We start from the raw sequence: 25147 nt of genomic DNA on the forward strand, positions 1-25147 counted from the left end.
CGTCCTGCCAAACAAATTATTGAACGTTTAAATCGAACATTTCAGTATTCATATGCTGTAAAAAATGGTTTCAACACGCTTGCAGGTGCCAATGACTTCATGTGTCTGTTTACAACATACTTTAACTTTTTAAGAAACCATACAACTTTAGGATATAAACCGCCTGTACAGCTTGACTGTTTAAAAAAGACACATAATATGCCAAATAAATGGAATATCCTGCTTGATGAAGCTCTTGATTACTACATAGAATCAACTATGGAATTCTAGTTATGAAAAAATGAAATTTTTTCATAACTTATTTGACACTACCATTTCATTAATTCTAACAAAAATAAATGCAATAATCAACTAATTGATTATTGCTGGTTTTTCTTCTTTTTCAAACATTTCACTGATATTATCTTTAGATTGAATAATTAACTCCCTAACCTGTTTTAATGTTTCATCAGTAATTAAAATATCAAACGCTTCTTTAGCTGTTGTAGCTTCAACCGCAATTGCCAAATCTAAACGAAATAATTTTTTTTCATCCATGATAAAACCTCCTTTAATTTTTTAATAAATATTTACTATATTTATTTATTTCTTTTGGATGCATTTCAACTTTCAAATAGATACTATTTTCTAAATACTGAAATTCTAACACTAAATTATGTTGATGTAAATACTTGAATATTTCTCCATCTTGATAAGGAATATTTAGGTGATAAATAGCATAATCTTTAAAAAGGATATCACTGATAGTTTTTTCTAACTGATCTAATCCAATTCGCTCCTTAGCCGAAATAAAAACATATGGGTCCAAAGGTACAATAAATCCATATTTGTTTAAATCAACTTTATTATATGCATAAATCATCGGTGTATCCTTTACTCCTAATTCTTCTAATACCAGATTAGTAGTTTTAATATAAGATTCATAATTAGGATTTGAAGCATCCACAACATGAACTAGTAAATCAGCCTCAACAACTTCTTCTAACGTTGAACGAAAAGCCTGAATCAAATGATGAGGTAAACGTTCAATAAAACCAACTGTATCTGTAAGTAAACAAGAATGATGGTTGATCATTACACTACGTGTTGCTGTTTCCAATGTTGCAAATAACATATCTTTTTGTAGTACTTGTTTATCTTTATTTATACAAAAAGCATTCATCAAAGTACTTTTTCCACTATTGGTATAACCAACTAATGCAATAACTTTCATCTCATTGTTTTTACGTCGTTTGCGTTGATTTTGACGCTGTTTAACTATCTTTGCTAACTGTTTTTTCGCTTGTAAAACCTGATTTGCAATTAATCGACGATCTAATTCTATTTGCTTTTCTCCACTACCTCGAAAACCCGAACCACCTTGCTGACTATATAAGTGTTCTTTCATTCCAGCTAAACGTGGTAATAAATATTGTCCCTTAGCTATTTCAACTTGTAATTTAGCCTCTTTACTTTGAGCTCTAACTTCAAAAATACGCAGGATCAAATCTGTTCGATCGGTTATTTCAATATCTAAACTATCAGTTAGATTTTTTACTTGTAATGGAGTTAACTCTTCATCAAAAATCACTATATCTATATCATTTAGCATAGCTTTAATCTCTTGAACTTTACCAGTTCCAATATATAGCGAAGGATTGATCTTATCTAAGCTTTGAATACATTTTTTTGTTACTTCAATATTACATGCTTTACATAATTGTTCTAATTCTATTAATGAATTATCTAAATCATAATTCATATCTTGATATCTTACTCCTACAATTAAAGCATTCATTTTTTCACCTCATCTAATTTTACCCTATCTCATTAAATATTACTAGAAGGAAAACATATGAAAAAATTAAATTATTACTTTACTTTATTATTAGTTGCATTTATAACATTATTTTCATTCTTTAATATGTTTCAAATTGTTTCACTATCTAACAATGTAATTAAAATTGTTATTAATAATCTTTTACCATCTCTTTTACCTTTTATGATTTTAATTTCTTTATGCTTATCATTAGGTTTATTAAATCTTTTTAGTTATTTAATTCAATGGTTCTTTAAACCATTATTTAAATTATCACCAATCATGTCATCTATATACTTTATCTCTTTTTTTTGTGGTTATCCAACAAATGTTAAAATGATTAAAGAAGCTTATGAATTAAAATACATTAATCAAGATGAATTACAACATCTATTATCAATCGCTTCATTTGCATCTATTTCTTTTATCTTTGTATCTTTAAACTTAGAAAATCCAGCAATCATATATTTATGCCATTTAATTCCTAGTCTTATTAAAGCATTATTCTATCATAAACACTATTCATTTCAAACTCTTCAAGAATCACTCATTAAATTAAAACAACCTCATCTAAATTTTGTTGAAGCATTAAAACAAAGTATTTTAAGTTCTTGTTATGCCTTTATCTTTATTTTAGGATATATGCTTGTTTTCCAATTTATTGGTTATGCCTTATCTCATATTATCAACAATAGTTTTTTTTATGCTATTGTTCAAGGAATTCTTGAGTTTAGTTCAGGGAGTTTACAATTATTACAATTTGAACATACACCTTTGGTTTATAGTTTAATTTGTTTTAACCTATCTTTTAGTGGTCTTAGTGTTATGATGCAAACTGATAATTTATTATACGGAATCGACTATAGTTTTAAAGATTATTTTATGGCACGTTTATATCATGGTATCTTTTCTTTCACGATTTGTTTAGTTATTTATACTTATATTTTATAATAATTAATATTTTTACTTTTTCACTAATATAAATGATAATTATTATCATTAAGTATTGACTATTTATAGTAAATACTATAGTATAAATAGTAACCATTACTATTATATAGAGAGGAGATAGTTATGACAAAGACCAGATACTCAAAACAACGAGAACTCATTTATGAAAATTTAAAAGCTAGATGTGATCATCCAACTGCAGAAATAATTTATACAGAATTAAAAAAAGATAATCCTAGTTTAAGTTTAGGAACAGTGTATCGAAATCTGAATTTTTTAGCTGATGCTAAAATGATCAGAAAACTAGATGTGGGTCAAACAATTGTACACTTTGATGCTGATCTTTCAGCTCATCACCATTTTATCTGCAATGAATGCCAACAGGTATATGACATTTTCTACAATGATGAAATTATTAGTAATGATGCGCAAAGACAAACTGATCATAGAATTGAAAAAACCGATCTTGTTTTCAGTGGAACTTGCAAAAATTGTTTAAAAAATTAAAAAGAGAAATGGAGGAAACTAACTATGACACTTAAAGGAACAAAAACAGCAAATAATTTAATGCATGCTTTCGCAGGAGAAAGCCAAGCACGTAATCGTTATACTTATTATGCATCAATAGCTAAAAAAGAAGGTTTTGTACAAATTCAAAATATTTTTTTGGAAACTGCAAATCAAGAAAAAGAACATGCTAAAAGATTAATGAAACTAATGAATAAAGATTTAGCTGGAGAAACTTTATATACTGAAGGAAATTTTCCTGTATTATTAGGAACTACAGCCGAAAACCTAAAAGCTGCTGCAGCTGGTGAAAACGAAGAATATACAGATATGTATCCAAGTTTTGCTAAAACAGCACGTGAAGAAGGATTTGAAGATATTGCAATGATATTAGATAGTATTGCAATTGCTGAAAAACATCACGAAGAAAGATATCTAAAATTATTAGCTGCTTTAGAAGCTGGTAATACATTTAAAAGAAAAACCCCTGTAATTTGGAAATGTAATAACTGTGGATTTGTATATGAAGGTCTAGAAGCACCTGAAAAATGTCCTGCTTGTGACCATCCTCAAGCTCATTTTGAAGTGAATACATTTTTTTTAGGATAATTAAACAGCCCCTATTAAGGGGCTTTTTATATGAAATTCAATTAAAATATAAGTGATAACTAAATTTGATGATAGCAATTAATTCTTTAATATTCTTCATTTTTGCCACCTCCTATGTATATATAATAACTTAACTATTATCCAACATCCATCGAATTTCATTACAATATTCTTACAATTTTGTAATATTTAAATTTATGTTATAATAGGCCATGAGGTGCAATAATGAAATTAATTATTTTATGGTTAATTAATACAGTAATTGTTTTCCCATTAAAAACAATTACTTATATTTTAAAATTAATATTTAAATTTATTAATAATATATACTTTTATAACTTAGATTGGGAATATATTAATACTATGAAAGGTCATGAATTTGAATATTTTACTAAAATACTTTTAGAAAAAAATGGTTTTAAACAAGTTACTGTAAGCCAAAGTAGTAATGATTATGGAATTGATGTTTTAGCTACTAAAAATAAATATAGATATGCAATTCAATGTAAACGATATAATCAAAAAGTTGGAATTAAAGCTGTACAAGAGGCTAAAAGTGGTTGTGACTATTACCAATGTGATATTCCTGTAGTTTTTACCAATAATACCTTTAGCCCTGCTGCTATTAAACTTGCTAAAAATATAAATGTAGAATTATGGGACAAAGATACTCTTCATCATTATTTAAAAAAATCTAAACTGCTCACTAAATCATTACCTTTTTATTATCCATTAATTTCTTTTCTAATAATAATACTATCTGGCTATTATTATTATTTATTGAGACAAAATTATTTATTAATTATTTTATTAGTTTGTATATCTTTATTCTTTAGTACTATTTTTAAAATATTTAAAGATAAAAGAAAATCTCCATTAAAAATAACAGAGACTACATACCTGATTCATGATTATCACGATACTATTCAATAGTATCGTTTATTATTTGCTTTTGTTTATAATTATAAAATACTAAACATAGACTTGCTAAAATAATTACAATTAAAACAATTAAGATAAAACAATGCATAAAAAATGTTTCTGGCAAAATCCGAATTATAGGATCACTACGATAATCAAAAATCCAAAAATCATTTCTAAAAACTATTTTATGAAATATTATAAAAGCATTACTAAAATCTAATGCTGCAATAAACCCCAACATTGAAGGCACAACAATCGTTAGCATTCCAGCTAATTTAAAAAAGCGATACTCTTTTTCCCTTAAACGTTTTAAAGTCATAATAAAAGAAACTACTCCACTACTAATCATTAATACTTGTATTACTTCAAAAATAGTTTTAACTTCTTGAAAATGTATCCGCCCATTAGTTGACATAACAAAATCAGGTAAATTTAAACTTCCCTGATAAAAAATTGATTGATAATTAATTAAAATATCATAGTTTTCTTTTATTATTTTAGCAGGTATCCCACTAATAATATCTATATTTAAATAATCTATATCAAAATAATATAACTGTTTAAAAAAAACAGTAAATACGATTGCAAATGAAATAAAAAAGATCATTAACATAATTGATAAAAAAATGTCTTTTTTATTATAGCTCATATAAGAAATCTTCCCCTTTTTGAACTTCCACTTTAGATAGATTAGGATAATTTTGTTGTCTTAAAACTTCATATATACAAATCGCTGCACAATTCGATAAGTTAAGACTTCTAACTTTATCACTCATTGGAATTCTTAAACAACTCTCTAAATGTTTAGTTAAAATTTCTTTAGGAATCCCATCATGTTCATGACCAAAAAATAAATAATGTTCCTTAGCACTATCACTAAAGTCCTGATCAGTGTAACAAAGATGAGAATAGCGTGTAAAAAAATGATATTCACCAGGATTTTTTTGTTCAAACTCCTCAAAACTCTCATACACACTTAAATTTAAATCTTTAACATAATCTAATCCAGCACGTTTCATTTTCTTATCATCTAAATCAAAACTCATTGGTTTAATAATATGTAAACATGTATTAGTAGCTACACAAGTTCTCATTATATTCCCTGTATTTTGAGGAATTGCTGGATGTACTAAAACAATATGATTCATTATATAACCTCCTTTAAAATAGCATATAATCGTTTTAAAGCCTTAGCACGATGAGAATGCTGGTTCTTTTCTTCCATTGACATCATTGCAGAAGTCATCTTACAAGGTGGAAAATAGAAAATCGGATCATAACCAAAACCATTTTCACCCTCAATTTTATCATTAATCAATCCTTCCATCGTTTCTTCAATTAAGATTGGTTCATGATTTGGAATAACTAACGCCATTGCACAAACAAAGCGAGCACTTTTATCTTTATCTTTAACTGCATCAATTATATACTGGTTCTTTATCTCATAACTCGTATCATGACCTAAAAAACGGGCTGAATAAATACCTGGCTGTTTATTTAAAGCATCTACTTCTAATCCACTGTCATCAGCTAAAACTGGCTTATTAATAATATCTGCAATAGTTTTTGCTTTAATCAAAGCATTTTCTTTGAATGTTTTTCCATTTTCTTCAATATCTATTTCTTGATCTAATACCTCATTCATTGCTAATACTTCAATATTAATATCTTTTAATATCGCTTTTATTTCTTTTATTTTTCCCTTATTAGTTGAAGCTACAATCAATTGTTTCATTCACTTTACCTCTATTCCTAAAACTTTTTTAACTTTATTAATTGGCATTTCTAAATCCGTCCAAATTTTAAATGACTCTGCTCCTTGATATAACAACATTAATTCACCATTCATAATCTCACATCCTGCATCAAGAGCCATCTGTAACATTTTAGTAACTGCTGGCTGATATATAATATCTGCCACTTTTAAATCAGGATGAAAATAGGAACTATCTGGTACAACTGATTGATTTAACATCGGTTCCATTCCCACTCCAGTTGTATTTATAAATAAATAACTATCTTGCATATCTTGTCTTAAACTAGATGTATCACTTAACGGTTTTAAAGTAATTAAACATCCTGTTTCCTTACTTGTATTATTAATAATTTCAATAAATTCTTCACGGATTGTTCGGTTATAAACAACTATTTCTTTAGCACCATCAAGAGCCATCTGCACCATGATCGCAGTTGAAGCTCCTCCAGCACCAACCATAGTTATTTTATTAGAATTAATAGACCAGTTTTTTTCTTCAAGACTTTTAATAAAACCTATTCCATCAGTAATTGTACCATAATATTTATTATCTTTTAAAATAATTGTATTTACAGCATTACATAATCTTGAAGCTGTTGAAATTTGGTCAAGATATGGAATGATATTTTGTTTGTGGGGCATTGAGATATTTGCTCCTTTTACCCCCATTGCTTTAAATCCCTTTATTGTATCTTTTAATTTATCACTCTCTATATCAAAAGCTAAATAAACGCTATTCACACCTAATTCCTTAAAAGCGCAATTATGCATTAGAGGTGATTTTGAATGATGAGCTGGACTAGCTATAAACGCATATAAACTAGTCATTGCACTAATCCTTGATTCCATGACATTCCTCCATATTTTGTGGTTATTATAACATAGATATAAACAAGTTTGCAGTTTTACCAAAAAATATATTTATAATTTTTATATACTATATAATATATACATAAGAATAATTAATAGCTTTTGATATGGATAATACACTTTTAAACACTCAAAAAAGATTTCAAAACATACAGTTATTGCCCTAAATAAAGCAATTAATAACAATTAACATATAATATTATCTACTGGTAGAGCAATAGCATAGTTAAGCGACTATAAAAAAGAGCTTTCTAATGTACAATATTTACTCAGGTTGCAACAATAGTTGAAAATATCTATGACTACACTAAAAAAATAAAATTGAGAAAATTAATTTATATCATTCTACTCCTGATGCTAGAAAAAACATATGAAACATTAAAAATTTTACTACTTTTATTTGTATTAGCAAAAACAACATCATTAGAAATTACATCTTTAAATGTTATCGAAACAAAAAATATCATGTAATTATTTAAATACTAATGAAGCAAATACGATTGCTGTTAGTGATACAAATAATAATCTGATATTTAAAAAAATTGCTGGTCTAGTAGTTGCAACAAACAATACTAATGATAATATTAAATTAATATATGATGTTATTATAATTGATAATAATCATAATGATTGTAAAAAAGTATTGGAAATTATTTTATATAAAAATTAATTAAAACAGTTAATCCTAAAACATAAAATATTTTAGAATTAACTGTTTTTACTTTATAAATAATACTGTTGATAATAATGTACCCGTAACAAGTCACAAATCGTCATAATCTGATAATTAAAATTTATCCCATCAAACTTACCAGGTACATGAATTACATAATCTGCAATTTTATGTTCACCAAATACATATGTTTTATTTTGAGTAACTAAGATTGATGTTGCTTTATCAACACCTAACTCTTTTTTTATTTGAATAAAAGAATTCATTGAACGTCCTGTTGCAGAAATAAATATTGTTACATCATTTTCATCAAGATCAATATCTTTATCAAAATTATGATATTGAATAACTGGTTTACCAAAAGTTACTAAATCAGTTTGAAACTCGACTGCTATTGACATTGGAAATAGTGCCCCAACTAATATAACTCTTTTTGCCTTAAAAATAGCTTCACAAATAATAGAAATATATTCTTTCATCGTTTCATTTGTACATGACTTTTCCATCTCATTAATTAATTTTTCACTACTTACCCCCAACATTCTAGCACGTATCTGATCTAAACGAATCATATGATCCCTAACTAATTTAGCCTTAAAACTCTCATAGTCATTAAAACCAAGTAAAATACAGAAATCTAAAATATCTTTTTTACTAATACCACTTTTTAAACTAACTTCATCAAATGATAAATCTTCCAATTCTAAATAATTATATATTATAAACTTACAAAACTGATAATGAGAATCATATAATAATGTTCCATTTAAATAAGTTAATATTCTACTGAGTAATAAATTCATAGTTTTCCCCCTAATAACATTTCACTTTTTTTAATTACATAGACCTGATTATTATTTAAACATATACAATTTAACTGTCCATTTTCAAACGTTCCTAAACCACCATCAATTCCAATTTTATCTTTATAAACTGGATCATACCAAACATCAAAACATTCACTAGTTTGACGAATATAACATGTTGGAGTATGACCAAAAATAATAATTTTATTGTCCAAACCTTTAGACATAAAAAAATATTCCCGCATCCATGCACATTCCTCTTCTGTTTGATCATATAATCCCTTTTCAGGATTTATTCCAGCATGAAGCAATACATAATCTTGACCATTACAATTCAGTTCAACAAAAGATGGACAACTATCTATATAATCAATCATCATCTTATAAAAGGCTGCTTTTAATACTTTATAATCACATTCATTAAATGCTTGTTTATGTAAATACTGATGATAACTTGTACATGTTTTATTTCCACCATTTTGAAACCACATTCTTCTTTGAGAAGATGTGGGATCGTCAACTTTGAAAGCATCACGCATCATAATTTCATGGTTACCTTTAATCAAATGAATATTTTTAAATTTTTGTATATAAAGATAAATTTTCAAACTATCTGGTCCCCGATCACAACAATCACCTAAAATAAACAATGTATCATCTTCACAGAAATTTATTTTTTCAAGCATTTTGATAAAAATATCATAGTGACCATGCAAATCTGAAAGTACATAAATATTATTAGGCATAATCATCATCCTTTCATTTATAAGTTTATCACTATTTAAAAGCTTTTTAAACTTATAATTTTTCTAGATGATTATCACACTTATGTTTTATGATATATGTTTTAATTTTTCTTATCATCATCCAACAAATCCAAATTCCTATTAAAAACAGTACTCCCCTTATAATATAAAATTCTTTTAACATTTCACTTAGAAAACCTTCTATCTTTTAAAAAGATTTTATCATACACATATTGCATAACAGGAATATTTCAATGACTCTTTTACATCTTTAAATTATTTTCATCATTCTTTAATATCTTAAAATAAAGATACAATTGAAACACTAATTATACTCAATAAAGTCCCTAACAAATAACAATATCCATATTTTGATTTTACTACCAAATAAAAAAATAAATCCACATTAAACTGCAGATTTATTTTTTTGGCTTTATCATCAAATATAAAGGTAATCCTAATAATATACCTCCACCAGCAATATTTCCTAAAGTTGAGATAAACATATGTAGTGGTAAAGATGACCAATCAAAGCTTGTTCCTAATTCAGTTACCCCTAAAGTAAAATATCCCATATTGGCAATACTATGTTCAAATCCTGGTAAAACAAAAGCCATAACTACTATCATCATTATAATTGTTTTAGCTGTATCATCTTGCATTTTCATTCCAACATAAGCACCAACACAAACAATAAAGTTACACAATACCCCTTTTATAAACAATTCTATAACATCAAATGTTAATTTACCACTAACAACACTTTCAATATATGTAAGAAATAAATCATGATTACTACCACTTTTTACAAATAAAATACATATTAATGAAATCCCAATAAAATTTCCTATATAACATACAATCCACATAGGAATAATTTGTCTAAATTTTAATTTTTTCCCATACACAGGTATCATTGTTGTAAAACAATTTCCTGTAAACAATTCTGAACCTAAAATTACAATAATTACTAATCCTATTCCAAAAGAACCTGCTACTGCAATCTTAGAAGCAATCAAATTATTTTGAAATAAAAGCGTTCCCAATGTTGTAGATAAAATAGTTGCCAATCCTAAATAAAGGCCAGCTACAACTGAACGAGCTAAAAAACGCCCTGGTTCATCCCTACACATCTCATATTTTTTTATACCTAAATCCGATAACATTTCAAAGCTCATAAAAATACCCTCCAAACCTTTTTCATTATAAACCAAATTATCTTTAACTTCAACAAATTACAACATCTTAACTATTCTTAAAAAATATGGGTATTATATAATAAATCAGATATTTAGCTAAATTTAATTATAATAGTACAATAATTTCCCAGGAAATACATTTATCGTACTAAGTTGCTATATTTTTAAACTTGTTAAGAAATAATTTAAAGTGTACAATATAAATATTGGAGGAAATATAATGAAAGATGGATATATTCGTGTAGCTGCTGCTTCATTTGATACTAGTATTGCTAATGTAAAAAATAATGGTTTAAAAATTTGTAAATTAATTAATGATGCTTATGAAAATAATGCTAAAATAATTGTGTTTCCAGAATTGTGTTTAACTGGTTATACATGTGAAGATTTATTTAATCAAGATCGTTTATTAAATGAAACTAAAATACAATTACAAACTATTATTAATGAAACTGATAATAAAGATATTGTTGCTGTAGTGGGTTTACCATACCAGCATCTAAATAGTTTATATAATGTTGCTGCTGTTATTCATAAAGGAAAATTACTTGGATTAGTACCTAAAACACATATTCCCAATTATCAAGAATTCTATGAAGCAAGACGATTTGAATCAGCACCTAAAAATAATACTACAATTATTTTTAATGGTAAAAACATTCCTTTTGGTACCCACTATATTTTTGCTTCATCAACAAATCCTGAATTTAAATTTGGAATAGAAATTTGTGAAGACTTATGGCTTCCTGATTCCCCAAGTATCAAGCTCGCATTAAATGGTGCTAATTTAATTCTAAATCCTTCTGCCAGTAACGAAATCACTACTAAAAAAGATTACCGCCGATTACTTATAAACTCTCAATCAGCACGTTTAGTATGTGGTTATATATATAGCAATGCTGGTAATGGAGAAAGCACTACTGATGTTGTTTTTAGTGGTCATCATATTATTAGTGAAAATGGTACGATGATTAAAGAAAGTAGCGGTTTTGAAAGTGAAATAATTTATGGGGATCTTGATTTAAAAAAATTATCTAGTGAACGTCGTAAAATGACAACTTTTAAATCATACTATGACTATGAGAATATTTATTTTGACTCAACTAATCTAGATTTAAAAACTACATATTATTATGATCCACATCCATTCGTTCCAAGTGATCATACTTTAAGAGCCAAACGTTGTAAAGAAGTATTTGATATTCAAACTCATGGTTTAATGCAGCGTTTACAAGCTACAGGAATAAAAAAAGTTGTCATTGGTATATCAGGTGGTTTAGATTCTACTTTAGCTCTTCTTGTCTGTACTATGGCATTTAAAAACTTAGGATATGATAATAAAGATATTATTGCTATTACAATGCCTTGTTTTGGGACTACTTCAAGAACAAAAAACAATGCTTTAGGTTTAATGAATGAATTAAATGTTACTAGTTATGATATTGATATAACAGAATCTGTAAAAGTTCAATTTAAAGATATTGGACAAAATGAAAATGTTCATGATGTAACTTATGAAAATGTTCAAGCAAGAACAAGAACTGAAATCTTAATGAATAAAGCCAACCAAGTTGGAGGACTAGTAATTGGTACAGGTGATTTGTCAGAAGTAGCTTTAGGATGGTCAACATACAATGGAGATCATATGTCTATGTATGCAGTTAACGTTTCTGTTCCTAAGACATTAGTTCGTTATTTAGTTGATTATGTTGCTAGTTTATATCATGGACAAAAATTAGAGACAATCTTAAAAGATGTTCTAGATACCCCTGTATCACCTGAATTACTCCCTCAACAAGATGATAAGATTGTTCAAAAGACCGAAGATATTGTTGGTCCATACGAATTACATGATTTCTTTTTATATCATATGATCCGTTTTGGTGATGAACCACATAAATTATTTAGAAAAACTCAATTAGCATTCAAAAATAAATATGACAAAGAAACAATAAAAAAATGGTTAGCTAAATTTTATTGGCGTTTCTTTACTCAACAATTTAAACGCAGTTGCATTCCAGACGGTCCCAAAGTTGGTAGTGTATCCCTTTCACCCCGAGGTGACTGGCGTATGCCTAGTGATGCAAATGTAAAAGAATGGATTACTGAAATTGAAAAGTTATAAATATATAGAGTTAGTAATTTACCTAACTCTTTTAATTATATAAAAATAGTTGGCTGGTATTTACAATATTATATTTTCATTTATAAATGCTATATATTTAAATCTACTATAATTTTTTTATCAAACACACTACCTAAAGAACTGATTTTTATACCTTATTTTTTCATTAGTTTCCTAACAACTCCAAGACATTTACATAACGATTTTTATGTTTACAAAATATCTATTTAGAAACAATTACTGCAAATTTTAATAATTTATTTACAACTTAATTATTATAATAATTCCTATTTTCCCATTATTTAATAAATAACTTTCAACTAATCTATATGATTGATTACCATAAGTTAATTATTAACACATGTAATTTTTATACTATCTTCTAGATATGATTATAAACAAGAGGATACGTTTATATCGTTAATTTAAGTTATTCTTAAATACTATTTTATATCAAAATAATATGGCAAAAAGTAATAGAATTTCTTATAAAAAGTCATTATCATAAAATATGGTTTTAAAATTCTATAACTCATAATATTATATATCTTATACCAATAAAAAGCACTAGACAATATTCTCACCCAATAAAATTTTAGGCATTGTAGTTAGACAACGATTCCACCTTTTATAAAATCGATCCAATCCAAGTTTTGAAACATAAGCATGGGTTTCTTCGTCCTCAACTGTCCAATGCAAAATATATGTGACCTTACCTGCCCATTTTGTCAAGCGAATGGGTGGTTTTCCTTCCTTAACAGCATTAAAACTCTCTTGTCGGTGTGTTCGTTTGATATACTTCACTTCAATAACTCCAAGTTGTGAAAGATAAAACTCAGCAACCTCTTTCATTAAAGCTTCAATTTCGTCTTGTTTATTAATTTTTGCTTCATAAATACAAATTTCATTAAACACCTCAAATCCTCCTTTACAAACATATAACTATTTTTTTCATTTTAGTATGGGGATATAAAAATATTAAACAACTAACTTCCTTATTTTATACTTCTTTGTTTATTAGTTTTAATATTATTTACACACTATTTGCAAGATTATAAAAATTTTGATTATATAAAGCTTTTCTAGTTAAAAAATAGTTTTATAATCACCAGATAGTTATCATTCTTTATAATAATATAAAAGGATTAGACTTTCTTTTGTTGTAAAAGAATATCTAATCCTTTAATCATATATTAATACATTCCACCAGGCATCGTTGGAACAACAGGTTCTTCAGACTTAATTTCAGCCACTCCAACTTCTGTTGTAATAAATAATGCTGAAATACTTGCTGCATTTAATAAAGCACTACGAGTAACTTTAGTCGGATCAATAATACCTTCTTCAAACATATCTACCCATTTACCAGCTTTAGCATCAAATCCAATATTTTTATCTGCATTCTTTTGTCCATCAACAATATCCTCTGAATTATATCCAGCATTTTCTGCAATTTGACATATTGGTGCTAATAATGCTTCCATAACAATATTAATACCTTTTTGAATGTCTACGTTATCATTTTTTAATACTGGTTTTAATTCATTATATGCTTCAACTAAAGCAGCCCCTCCACCAATTACAATACCTTCAGACACTGCTGCTTTTGTAGCATTTAATGCATCTTCAATGCGTAATTTCTTTTCTTTTAATTCACTTTCTGTAGTAGCACCAACTTTAATTGTAGCTACACCATTAGTTAATTTACCAAGACGTTCTTGATACTGTTTTTTATCATAATCACTTGTAGCGTTAACAATTCTAGTTTTGATTTCAGCAATTCGTTCGTTTAATTCTTCACTAGTTTCATTTCCACTTATCATTGTCGTATTATCTTTTGTAACTATTACCTTCTTAATTGTACCTAGTTCTTCTAATTTCATTTCTTCTAATTTCATATTTAAATCTTTATTATAGAACTTAGCATTTGTTAATGCGGCAATATCTTGAAGCATTTCTTTTTGATTATCACCAAAACCTGGAGCTTTAGTAGCAACAACATTAAATGTACCTCTTAATTTATTTAATACTAATGTTGAAATAACTTCATTTTCAAAATCTTCGGCTACTAATAATAGTGGTTTATTAGCTTGTAATACTTGTTCTAAAATAGGTAATATCTCTTGGATATTATTAATTTTATAATTAGTAACTAATACATAAGGACTTTCTAAGTCTACCTGCATTTTTTCACGATCAGAAACCATGTATGGAGATACATAACCTTTATCATATTGCATACCTTCACTAATTTCTAATTCATTATCAAATCCATTGCTTTCATCTACATTTATGATTCCATCACGACCAACTTTATCCATCGCTTCAGCAATCAAATCACCAATTTCTTTGCTTCCAGCAGAAATAGTAGCAACACTAGCAACATCATTACTAGTTTCTACTTTACGTGAATTACTTAAAATTGATTTAGCAACTTCTTTACTTGCATATTCAATTCCTTCACGCATTAGTACTGGATTACATCCCTTATCAACAGCTTTAATTCCATTATTAATCATATTACGAGCAAGGATAGTTGCAGTAGTAGTCCCATCCCCAGCTACATCATTAGTATTGTTTGCAACTTCATATACTAATTTAGCACCCATATTTTCAAATTTATCTTCTAATTCGATTTCTTTAGCAATACTTACTCCATCATTAGTAATTAATGGAGAACCATAACTTTTTTCTAAAACTACATTACGGCCTTTAGGTCCTAAAGTAATACATACAGCATCTGCAAGTGTATTAACACCTTTCAACATCGCCTTGCGGGCATCACTTGAAAATCTCACTTCTTTACTCATAGTTAATTACCTCCTAAGCAATACTTGCTAAAATATCTTTAACACTAATTACAATATATTCAACTTCATCAATCTCAATATTCGTACCTGAATATTCTTTGTAAACTACCTTATCATTTTCTTTGATCTCAGCTTTACATTCAGGACCAACTGCGACAACTGTTGCCACACTTGGAATTTTTTTGGTTTCGGTTGTTAAAATAATTCCACTTGATGTTTTGTTTTCTACTTCTTCTTTTTTCAAAATAACGTTATCATGTAATGGCTTAATCATTTTAATCACTCCTTTTTAGCACTTGCCATTCATCAGTGCTAAGACTATTATACTCCATCTTAGCACTTTGTCAACAACAGTGCTAAAAAATATCAAATTTCTCATAAAAGAAAACCAGAGAGATTTTCTCTGGTTTAAAATTATAATAAATCACTATTTATTCTTTCTTTTTTTATTTCCATAAAAGATAATTGATGCAACTGCTAAACCACCTAATGAATACATCATATTTGTTGTATCTCCAGTTTTTACACTTACTGTTTTATCTCCTGGTTTTACTAGTGTACTAGTATCTACTGTACTTCCTAATTTTACTTCCAATCCTGCTAATGCTTTTGTTAAAGCCGATACTGCAACTTCTACTTCTTCTTTTGTTGCTTCTGGATTATTTAATACTACATTTGCTTTTTCTACCTCAGTATCTACTGCCTTTAATGATGCTGATGTATAATTTGCTCTATTTAGCCCATTTGCTTTATTGATTAAATCTGCCAATAGATCTTTATTTGGTTTTAATCTTAAATTCACAAATGCTCTTACTAATTCACTATATACTTCATCTACTTCTTCCTGCATTGCATTTTCGTTACCTAATACTTCATTTGCTTTTTCTAATACTGGTAACATTGCATTCCATGTTGATTCAATATATTTATCTGATTCTAAATCATTGATTTGATCTACTTGTTTTTGTAATAATTCTTTATTTCCTTTGAAGAATTCTAACATATGCATTACATTTGCTAATCTAGTAAATGCATTATCTACTTCTTCCTGTGTTGCACTATCATTTGCATAAACTGTTTGAGCATTTTCTAATGCTGCATTGAATTCTTCTACTACTGCTGGTACTACATTTTCTAAGCTTGCATTTTCTGCCATTTCAATTGCGATTAATAATGCAACTTTATTAGTTTCTTCAACAACTTCTGAATCTACTTCAACTAAACTATCAATAGCATTTATTAATGCCTCTGTTGCATTAATAATCTCTACTTCTGTTGCATCTTCTTTATCAACTACTTCATCAGCAACAATTAAAGCATCACTAAATACTTGCCAGCTTGCAGCTGTATAATATTCAGATTCATAGTTTCCTGCTATGTTAATTGCTTTTCTCAAATCTGCTTTATTATCTACTTGACGAACAGTAAATTCCGCTGCTGCTGCAAATTGTTTTGATGAATCACTAGTTCCAGCTAATGCTACAAATCTAACATAACGAGCTTTTACAGCATCAAAAGAAATTTTCTTCAATGAAGAGTTACCCTCTAAATTTCCTTCAGAAACTTTTGTGAATTCATCTGTTTCATTTTCTTTTACATATAATTCATATTCAGTAATATGCCCATTACTTCCTGATTGTCTTGGTAAATAATCAAATTGATTAATATTGTACACTTTATTCATATCAATATCTACAGTTGCTGGTAATGCTTGATATGGTGTGTAATTACTATGCCAGAATGTACTAGGATTATTATCAAATGCCAATGATACAGGTCCCTCAGATCCAGCTAATGGATTTTCATTATCAGATGTTACAGTAAATCCTTGACTATCAATAATTGTATAATCTTTTCCAGCTTCACTTCCTATAGATGAAATAACTAAATTATCAATTATACCTTTAAATGAACTTGTTGTACTTCCAATTCTTTCTAATGGCAATACCATTGTTGCATATTTACCACCAGTAGAATTTTTTGATAATGTATCCACTAAAGTACCATCAACATATAACTCTGCCTTATTTTGATATCCTTTAATTTCTAATTTTACCCATGTATCTTTTGGTAATGTATAATCAAATGAATAATCATAGCCAGTTCTTGAGAATCCTACTTTACCAGTATCTTTTTGTGCCATTTTAATTGCACCTTTATCTGACTCAAATAAAATTTGTTCACCTTCAGCATCTAGATCCATTTTTACCCAAAATGAAGCACTATTTGTAGGTCCCATATTTTCAATTGGTGTTTCAATAAAACTTTCTCCACCATTTAATTGTAAACCTTTTGTAAACTTACCTTTTACAGTTGCCACATTTTTCTTAGTAACTACATTATATCCATTACCAGATTTATCAGTGATATCTTCTTTATTAAAATCATAATTAATTACTGTATCACTTACAGATTCAACTTTATCGAATGGATTTGAACCTGGCGCTTCTTCTAACAGCTCATTTACCTTTACTAACTCATTATAAGTCAAATCTTCACCATCGCCCCATAATTTAGATGACATAGATGGTAATGCAGATGCAAAACGATCATAAATATCATATTCACTTATACCATTTGCTTTTCTATCAACCATATCATTCCAAATTGCATATGATGACCCTAACATTTGTTCGGCTCCAGCAGGAATAATAGTACCACTCATGTTATTTGGTTGCCAATTATTATATAAGTTTTGGCTATTTAAATAATCATAATAGTATCCTGCTCCTGGCACCATATATAATGTACCATCAACCATATTAATTAAATCAAATCCCTGGTTATACATAGCATTAGGATTAGCCCAACCTGTATTCCAAATATTCATCTGAACGTTTTCAGATCTAACTGGAGTAGTCCCGTTACGAGCACTTAAACTTCCCCACAAACGAACTGTACGCCCTGTATCTTGTACAAATCCTAACATATCATCTGTATATCTACGGAAATTCTCTGCATATTTTCCATCATATTCATCAGTACCAACATTAACTATAGTATCTTGATCAAATACTGGATCATCACCTGTCATATATTCATTAAAAATTGATTGTGTAAAAGCCAAACTTTCATCATACATTGTATCTAAATCTAAATGATCCCAATGACGTGCTACTGATGTATCCTTCATTGCTAAATCAGGACGAACTTTGGTAAGTGCTAAAGAATGTGCAGGTGTATCAAATTCAGGAACAATATTAACTCCCATCTTTCTTGAGTCTTTAATAAAGTTACGGAATTCCTCTTTAGTATAAAATACATCTGTACTTGTCAAATCAGCTTGATTTAACCCATTATTTCCGCCTTTTTTGATATCAGATTCTAGTCTAAATCCTGAATATGCATTCAACGCATCATCTCCATAATCTTCAACCCAAATATAATTATCATTTAAATGAACTTGGAAATCATTCATTTTGTAATAAGCCATATTTTTAGCTACTTCTTTTAAGAAATCTAAACTAAATGGCATTCTTCCAACATCAAGCATAAAACCACGTAACTCATACTTAGGATAATCTCGAGTTTGTCCTTGAGGAATACTGTTACTATTTTGTTTTAAAATTTGTAAAATTGATTGCACTGACCAAAAAGCTCCAGTTTTATCTACTGCTTCAACCTTAACAATTTCATCAATTGTCATTAAATATCCTTCTTCTTTTAATCCAGCATCATTGCTTCCTAAAGTGAAATAAAAGTCATGAGCAGAAGGTATGTTACTATAAATGACTTCAATTTCATTACCTGTTAAATCTTGGTAATCAGCTTTAAATGATTTAGCTAAATAATCTAAATCATCTTTATATTCTGGATTAATCACAATTTTAGATTTATCACTTATTTCAAATTGACCTTCTGTTCCTACCCATTCAGCTAATTCTGGTATTACTTTTGGTTTAGCATTAACACTATCTTCAGGTGAATGTTTACCAGGAACAGTTATTTGATAAGCATTAGTAGTCTTTTCCTGATCACCTTTTTTGATTTTGTAATTTACACTAACAGTTGTATCAACAATTGGCTGATGAATCGTTAGATCACGATCTAAAATCTGTTCATAATCAGCACCAACAAATTCAATTTCAAAACCATTAGGTACTTCTGGCATTGCCATCTTAGTGTCCCCTTTAGCAATCGCTGGAATTACCAGATTAGTAATAACACTATCAATTGTTTGTTCTGGTTCAACATCTACTTGTTGTTTAACTGAATATGCTTCAAATTCATATAAAGAAACAGTTGCCCAAGATACAGTTTTATCATCACGATCTGGTGCAGAATCAACAAAATCTGTTACTAACACTCTTATATAACGTGTATTTATTGTATTATCAAAATTAATAACATCATCAAATTTAGCAGGTGCACTAGTTAAAACTTTTACATCTTCCCAATTACTACCATCATTAGAAGATTGAATTTTATAATTAGTTGCATTACAACGTTCCCACTTTAAAGTTACAGATGCAACATCTTTAACACTGCCAAAATCTAAACTTACCCATTTATTGTCATTATGACCAACTGTACTAGCCCAACGAGTAGCCATGTCTTCATCTTTAACATTATCAACAACTAAGTTAGCAGCTTCATCTCCACTTGAAGCAGCAGTTGCATTTAGGGCTAGATTTTCATGAGTTTCCTCACCTAAGATTTCAAATTCATATAATGATACTGAAGCCCAATTAATATCTCCACCATCATATTTATCTACTGTTAATTTTACATATCGTGCCAAAACACTACTTTCCAATACGATTTCAGTAGTTAAACTTGGAATATTTGTATCATCTGGTTTTGTATATACAGTTGTATAATTTTCACCATCATTAGAAATAGCAATATTATAACCCTTAATATTTGTTCTTTCCCATTCTATTTTAAATTCACTAAATGATTTTTCAGATCCTAAATCAACTGTCAAAATTTTTGGTGTTGTCCCAACATTAGTTGACCAGCGAGATTGGTCTGGTTTTGCTGCATCTCGATTCACTATCCCATCAATCGCTTTATCTCCACCCCAGTAATTAGTTTCTGAATCATTTACTGTAGCAGTACCTTGCAATGCGTGATTTACCTTAGTTGTAATACTCGCAGGAGCAACTGGATTATTTGCAAAAACCATTATTCCTGGTACTAATGTACTTACTGACATAGAAGCTGTCAGTGCCGATACTAAAACTTTCTTTTTCAAATTTTTCTGCATTCTTTTTCTCCTTTCAACAGTTACTAAAAATAAAAACCAGATACTAGAATACAAAAAAATGTATTAGTATCTGGTCTTGCCTAATTAAAGTAACAATCCTACAGCACTTATTATATCATCACATAAATAACTGTCAACTATTTTTACTAAATATTAAATATAATTTTATTTAATCAAAATAAATATTTTAGTTATTTTTTACTAAAATAATCACTAAACCACATGTTATTTTATATGTATACTCAAGAATGTTTAATAACCTATAATCATATTTATCTTTAATTAACTTTAGTCTTGCAAGTCAAATTATATGATAAATATATACCTGGTATACAAAATAACTGATATTCTTCAAAAACTATTTAGTTTTAGAACAGACTATTATACAACAAGTAAAAAAATTTTATTAAAAATGATATAGTTTATACAAATTCATTACAAAATGAAAAAGCACCAAACCCTTTTGTAATAAGAGATTAGTGCTTTTTATTTCTTTTCAACTATAAATAAATCATCTAATTAATCTTTTTCAATCAATTTTACATATTTCAAACATTTAAGACTATTATTAAATATTAATAGCAAATACTTTTCCTTGATATGAAATTCTTATCATTTTAGCATCATTTACTATATCATCTGGTACTTCAAAAGCAAAATGAATCATAGTACTTTGATTAACAGCAATAGTTGTTGAACTACCAGTAACTAAATCATTACGAGCCTCATTTTCACATAAAATATTAGCTGGATATTCATTATTATTTTTATCAATTAATTTTGCTACTACTACATTATCAGCACTTAAATCACTTGTAGAAATATTTTTAATCATTGTAGTTAAAACCACAAAACTATTAGTATCAGTTTTTACTTTATAATAAGTATATAACCCTTCTGGATTAGCTGGGGTCAATTCTTTAGTAATATTTGTTGATTGTAAAGTTATTTCACTACGATTTTCAACAATTATAACTTCACTCATATTTTTAAATTCATAATTTTTCTTTATATCATCTAACTTAAATTTCACATTTGCTTCTTGAGGATTTTCTTTATCATTAACAGCAATTTTAAATTCAATTTCTTTCTTTACTATTTCAGGACTAACTTCTGCATAAAAATGTACTTTACCTATCCCTTCACTTCCAATAATACCATTTTGTTTAAGTGATTTACCATCATCACTTAATGTTATAACTGATGCAGCATATTCCTCTTCTCCAATTTTAAAAGATGCAGTTAATGATTTTTTAATATCTAATTCACTCTTTTTTAAATTTTTCATATTTACTACTAAATCTAATAAAACATTTGTATCTTTTTGTGGTTTGTAATATGTATAAACTGTTCCTATTGTATCAGGGGTTATTTGTTTAGGAACTCCAATACTTTCTATATTATAAGATATTAATTTTTCAAATTTATTTTCTTTTTCAAAACTTATTTTTAAAGACTCCTTTTCTTTTTCAGTATCACAAGCTGTTATTGTAAAAACAATAAAAAAAGCCAATAACAATTTCACAATCTTCTTCATCTTGATCTCCTTCCTATGTCTATTTAATTTTATAACTTTATTATATATTATACAATAATTCATATAAAAATAAATAAATATAACAAAATTTGAAACATACTTGAAAAATATAATATATTAGTATATATTTTAATTAGATAGAATATTTTTTAAAGAAATATTTGGATAATGAATAGCTAAGAAATATAATCAATGTAATATTAAAATGTATAAAAAGAAGAATTTTAATTTTAAAATATCCAAATATTTCAATATCAAAAGAATTGTGGCAGAGTAACCCACAATTCTTTTTTATATTTCAACTATTTTAGTTTTAATCTGATCACAAAAATACCGATCATGTTCTACAAATAAAACAGTTGGTTGAAACTCTAAAAGTAGATCCTGAATCTGTATTCTTGAAAAAATATCAAGATAATTTAATGGCTCATCTAGTATATATAAATGCGCTTCCTGAGATAAACAACCAGCTAACATTACTTTCTTTTTCTGACCTTTACTATAAGTTGCAATATCTTGCAAAAACAATTCTCTAGAAAAACCTAATTTCCGTAAAATAGCTTTAAACAAACTAATATCAAGATTATAATCATGTGCATAATCATCTAAAGAACCAGACAATGCACTATCATCTTGATAAAGATAAGCAATTTTCATATTTGTTCCTAAATAAATTTTACCCTCGTAATTAATATCTTCACTCATAATCAATTTTATGATACTTGTTTTTCCTGAACCATTTTTACCTGATATATTTATTCTATCCCCTTCATTAATATCAAAACTAACACCTTCAAGAACTGTCTTATCGCCATAAGTTATTTTAATATTTTCTAAATGACACAAACACTTTTTTGAATATTTTAATGGTGATAGTTTTAATTTTTCTATTACCTCAACATTTTTTAATAATTTTTTCTTTTCTTCAATTGCTTTTGTTTGCCGACGTTCAATATTTTTAGAACGTTTCATCATTTTAGCAGCTTTATGTCCTACATACCCTTTATCTGGTTTCAATCCCGAGATTTTAACATTTTTACTAGCTTCAACTTTATTTGACCATTCCTCATTTTGTTTAGCAGCATATTTAAGTCTATTTATATCTTTTCTTAATTGATTATTTTTTTGTAATTCTAGTTGATCTTGATTATTCTTAAGCTCATACCACAACGAGAAATCCCCTTTAATAAGTTCAATATTATTACGATTAATCGCTAGAACATGATCTATACAATTATCTAAAAAGTTACGATCATGACTAACCAAAATAAAACTTTTCTTTTTTCTTAGATAATTACTTAAAATCTCTCTTCCATGATAATCTAAATGATTAGTTGGTTCATCAATCAAAATAAAATCATGTGGCTTTAAAAACAATATAGCTAATAACACTTTTGTTTGTTCACCTTTTGATAAAGTATTAAAATCCTGATATAAAACTGTTGTTTTCACCTCAAGTAATGATAATTCTCTTTCTAGCTGCCATAATTCTAATTCATTTACTATATCATCAATAATATCAATTGTCTTTTTCTTATCATTAGTAATTTCATATGGAAAATAGTCAAATATATAATTAGAAGTAATAAAACCTTGATATTTATATTTTCCCATAAACAACTTTAATAAAGTAGTTTTACCTCTCCCATTTCTTCCAATCAATCCTAATTTCCAATTAGTATCAATTTGAAAACTAATATTTTCAAAAACATATTCAATCTGATTATCATAACCAAATGATAAATTTTTAACTTCTAATAAACCCATCCAACATTCCTCCAATCAATATAAAAAGCTACAAGAAAACATATACTTGCAGCTAAAAAGAACATTAGAATATTAATGTTTGTCAGGATACATTTTCTTGCGCACAAAAACAGCATCAAAATACTGTTATTTAAATTTTAGCAAGAAAATTTATACATCCTTCCACCCCACTTCTTTTATATCATATCAAATCTATAATTTTTTTCAACTATTTATTATCAATTTCAGTATCTTTCTAAAAATTACTGTCTATTAGCTTTATAATCATATTCTCAAATTCGATTAAATAGTTTTTTAAACATTTTATGATACTCTTTAGATTAATGTAACTTTAATATTTCTCAATATACTTTAACTATAAACAATTTCTAAATTCATATTTATCTATAATAAAATTTAACATATAAAAAATCTTTCCATATATTCCAACTAAATAAACTATAATATCTAGAAAGACTTTTATACTTTTTACTAAAATTCAAATCTGTTATATTTCTTTTCGATCATATCAATAAATACTTCTAGTGAATTAACCTTATCATTTAAATAATATAACGCTAAAATATCCTCTTCATTAACTCCTGCTTTGACCCAACGATATAATAAATCTCGTTTATATGGTTTTAGTTTACTAAGATTTAAATGATGTTTTTCCACAATTTTTTTAGTAGCTGTAATCATTTGATCATATTCATCAATAATACAATCTTGACCATAATTTCTAGCCATATACTCAACATATCCCAAAAAAATTTTCTTAAATTCCCCTCCATCAATATTTTTTATATATTCACCCAAACACACCAGCAATAAATCAATATCCTCTTCTAACACATAATCACCTATTTGAATTATTACCA

Annotated in this window: 23 protein-coding genes; 7 read left to right on the forward strand and 16 right to left on the reverse strand. The window is 27.5% G+C overall.

Going from position 1 to position 25147, the window contains the following annotated elements; all coding sequences use genetic code 11:
* A partial coding sequence (locus tag BMW96_RS09100; RefSeq protein WP_143050730.1) for an integrase core domain-containing protein occupies positions 1-270 on the forward strand: 270 nt, incomplete at its 5' end.
* 81 nt (positions 271-351) lie between these two features.
* Here the strand turns inward: BMW96_RS09100 and BMW96_RS09105 are convergent.
* Positions 352-537, reverse strand: a complete 186-nt coding sequence (locus tag BMW96_RS09105; RefSeq protein WP_092354716.1) for a hypothetical protein — start codon at positions 535-537, stop codon at positions 352-354.
* A 13-nt stretch (positions 538-550) separates the two neighbouring features.
* Positions 551-1777: a GTPase HflX gene (hflX, locus tag BMW96_RS09110; protein WP_092354719.1), complete on the reverse strand. Its 1227-nt coding sequence runs from the start codon at positions 1775-1777 to the stop codon at positions 551-553.
* Between the two features lie 57 nt (positions 1778-1834).
* Here hflX and BMW96_RS09115 point away from each other — a divergent pair, with 57 nt between their 5' ends.
* From BMW96_RS09115 to BMW96_RS09130, 4 genes are all read left to right on the forward strand, one after another.
* On the forward strand, positions 1835-2749 hold the full coding sequence (locus BMW96_RS09115; RefSeq protein WP_092354722.1) for a nucleoside recognition domain-containing protein: 915 nt from the start codon (positions 1835-1837) through the stop codon (positions 2747-2749).
* Between the two features lie 123 nt (positions 2750-2872).
* On the forward strand, positions 2873-3256 hold the full coding sequence (locus tag BMW96_RS09120) for a Fur family transcriptional regulator (RefSeq protein WP_092354725.1): 384 nt from the start codon (positions 2873-2875) through the stop codon (positions 3254-3256).
* A 24-nt stretch (positions 3257-3280) separates the two neighbouring features.
* The gene (rbr, locus tag BMW96_RS09125) at positions 3281-3865 is read left to right on the forward strand and encodes a rubrerythrin (RefSeq protein ID WP_092354728.1); all 585 of its coding nucleotides are present in this window, start codon (positions 3281-3283) and stop codon (positions 3863-3865) included.
* A 225-nt stretch (positions 3866-4090) separates the two neighbouring features.
* Positions 4091-4798 (forward strand): restriction endonuclease, encoded by a 708-nt coding sequence (locus BMW96_RS09130; RefSeq protein WP_092354732.1) that lies wholly within the window; start codon positions 4091-4093, stop codon positions 4796-4798.
* Here BMW96_RS09130 and BMW96_RS09135 read toward each other — a convergent pair.
* From BMW96_RS09135 to aroE, 4 genes are read right to left on the reverse strand one after another with little or no spacing between them, the layout of a single operon-like run.
* The gene (locus BMW96_RS09135; protein WP_092354735.1) at positions 4788-5438 is read right to left on the reverse strand and encodes a TIGR01906 family membrane protein; all 651 of its coding nucleotides are present in this window, start codon (positions 5436-5438) and stop codon (positions 4788-4790) included. The two genes, BMW96_RS09130 and BMW96_RS09135, sit on opposite strands and share 11 nt — an antisense overlap.
* Positions 5428-5937 (reverse strand): tRNA (cytidine(34)-2'-O)-methyltransferase, encoded by a 510-nt coding sequence (locus BMW96_RS09140; protein WP_092354738.1) that lies wholly within the window; start codon positions 5935-5937, stop codon positions 5428-5430. Before BMW96_RS09140 ends, BMW96_RS09135 begins: the two co-directional genes overlap by 11 nt.
* On the reverse strand, positions 5937-6524 hold the full coding sequence (gene rdgB / locus BMW96_RS09145; protein WP_092354741.1) for an RdgB/HAM1 family non-canonical purine NTP pyrophosphatase: 588 nt from the start codon (positions 6522-6524) through the stop codon (positions 5937-5939). Before rdgB ends, BMW96_RS09140 begins: the two co-directional genes overlap by 1 nt.
* A complete protein-coding gene (gene aroE, locus BMW96_RS09150; RefSeq protein ID WP_092354744.1) occupies positions 6525-7394 on the reverse strand; it encodes a shikimate dehydrogenase in 870 nt (289 codons plus the stop codon).
* Between the two features lie 463 nt (positions 7395-7857).
* Here aroE and BMW96_RS09155 point away from each other — a divergent pair, with 463 nt between their 5' ends.
* The gene (locus BMW96_RS09155; protein WP_092354747.1) at positions 7858-8085 is read left to right on the forward strand and encodes a hypothetical protein; all 228 of its coding nucleotides are present in this window, start codon (positions 7858-7860) and stop codon (positions 8083-8085) included.
* Positions 8086-8138: 53 nt separating this feature from the next.
* Here BMW96_RS09155 and BMW96_RS09160 read toward each other — a convergent pair whose 3' ends face one another.
* The 3 genes from BMW96_RS09160 to BMW96_RS09170 form a co-directional block, all read right to left on the reverse strand.
* Positions 8139-8891: a MurR/RpiR family transcriptional regulator gene (locus BMW96_RS09160; RefSeq protein WP_092354750.1), complete on the reverse strand. Its 753-nt coding sequence runs from the start codon at positions 8889-8891 to the stop codon at positions 8139-8141.
* Positions 8888-9640 carry a metallophosphoesterase gene (locus BMW96_RS09165; RefSeq protein WP_092354753.1) on the reverse strand — a complete coding sequence of 251 codons (753 nt, stop codon included), beginning with the start codon at positions 9638-9640 and terminating at the stop codon, positions 8888-8890. Before BMW96_RS09165 ends, BMW96_RS09160 begins: the two co-directional genes overlap by 4 nt.
* A gap of 419 nt (positions 9641-10059) precedes the next feature.
* Positions 10060-10818, reverse strand: coding sequence for a formate/nitrite transporter family protein (locus BMW96_RS09170; RefSeq protein ID WP_092354756.1), 759 nt, complete (start codon positions 10816-10818; stop codon positions 10060-10062).
* A gap of 241 nt (positions 10819-11059) precedes the next feature.
* Between BMW96_RS09170 and BMW96_RS09175 the strand changes: the two genes are divergently transcribed.
* On the forward strand, positions 11060-12964 hold the full coding sequence (locus BMW96_RS09175) for an NAD(+) synthase (RefSeq protein WP_092354759.1): 1905 nt from the start codon (positions 11060-11062) through the stop codon (positions 12962-12964).
* Positions 12965-13531: 567 nt separating this feature from the next.
* Here BMW96_RS09175 and BMW96_RS09180 read toward each other — a convergent pair.
* The 7 genes from BMW96_RS09180 to BMW96_RS09210 form a co-directional block, all read right to left on the reverse strand.
* Complete coding sequence (locus tag BMW96_RS09180; RefSeq protein WP_092354762.1) at positions 13532-13879, reverse strand: hypothetical protein; 348 nt, start codon at positions 13877-13879, stop codon at positions 13532-13534.
* 278 nt (positions 13880-14157) lie between these two features.
* On the reverse strand, positions 14158-15774 hold the full coding sequence (groL, locus tag BMW96_RS09185) for a chaperonin GroEL (protein WP_092354765.1): 1617 nt from the start codon (positions 15772-15774) through the stop codon (positions 14158-14160).
* 13 nt (positions 15775-15787) lie between these two features.
* Positions 15788-16048, reverse strand: a complete 261-nt coding sequence (locus tag BMW96_RS09190; RefSeq protein ID WP_092354768.1) for a GroES family chaperonin — start codon at positions 16046-16048, stop codon at positions 15788-15790.
* Positions 16049-16201: 153 nt separating this feature from the next.
* Positions 16202-20983 (reverse strand): discoidin domain-containing protein, encoded by a 4782-nt coding sequence (locus BMW96_RS09195; protein ID WP_092354771.1) that lies wholly within the window; start codon positions 20981-20983, stop codon positions 16202-16204.
* A 568-nt stretch (positions 20984-21551) separates the two neighbouring features.
* Positions 21552-22520 carry a hypothetical protein gene (locus BMW96_RS09200; RefSeq protein WP_092354774.1) on the reverse strand — a complete coding sequence of 323 codons (969 nt, stop codon included), beginning with the start codon at positions 22518-22520 and terminating at the stop codon, positions 21552-21554.
* Between the two features lie 291 nt (positions 22521-22811).
* Positions 22812-24287: a ribosomal protection-like ABC-F family protein gene (gene abc-f, locus BMW96_RS09205; RefSeq protein ID WP_092354777.1), complete on the reverse strand. Its 1476-nt coding sequence runs from the start codon at positions 24285-24287 to the stop codon at positions 22812-22814.
* Between the two features lie 471 nt (positions 24288-24758).
* Positions 24759-25121 carry a hypothetical protein gene (locus BMW96_RS09210; RefSeq protein WP_092354780.1) on the reverse strand — a complete coding sequence of 121 codons (363 nt, stop codon included), beginning with the start codon at positions 25119-25121 and terminating at the stop codon, positions 24759-24761.
* Positions 25122-25147 lie beyond the last annotated feature (26 nt).

Source organism: Thomasclavelia cocleata (assembly GCF_900102365.1).
GTDB classification, from domain to species: Bacteria; Bacillota_I; Bacilli_A; order Erysipelotrichales; family Coprobacillaceae; genus Thomasclavelia; species Thomasclavelia cocleata.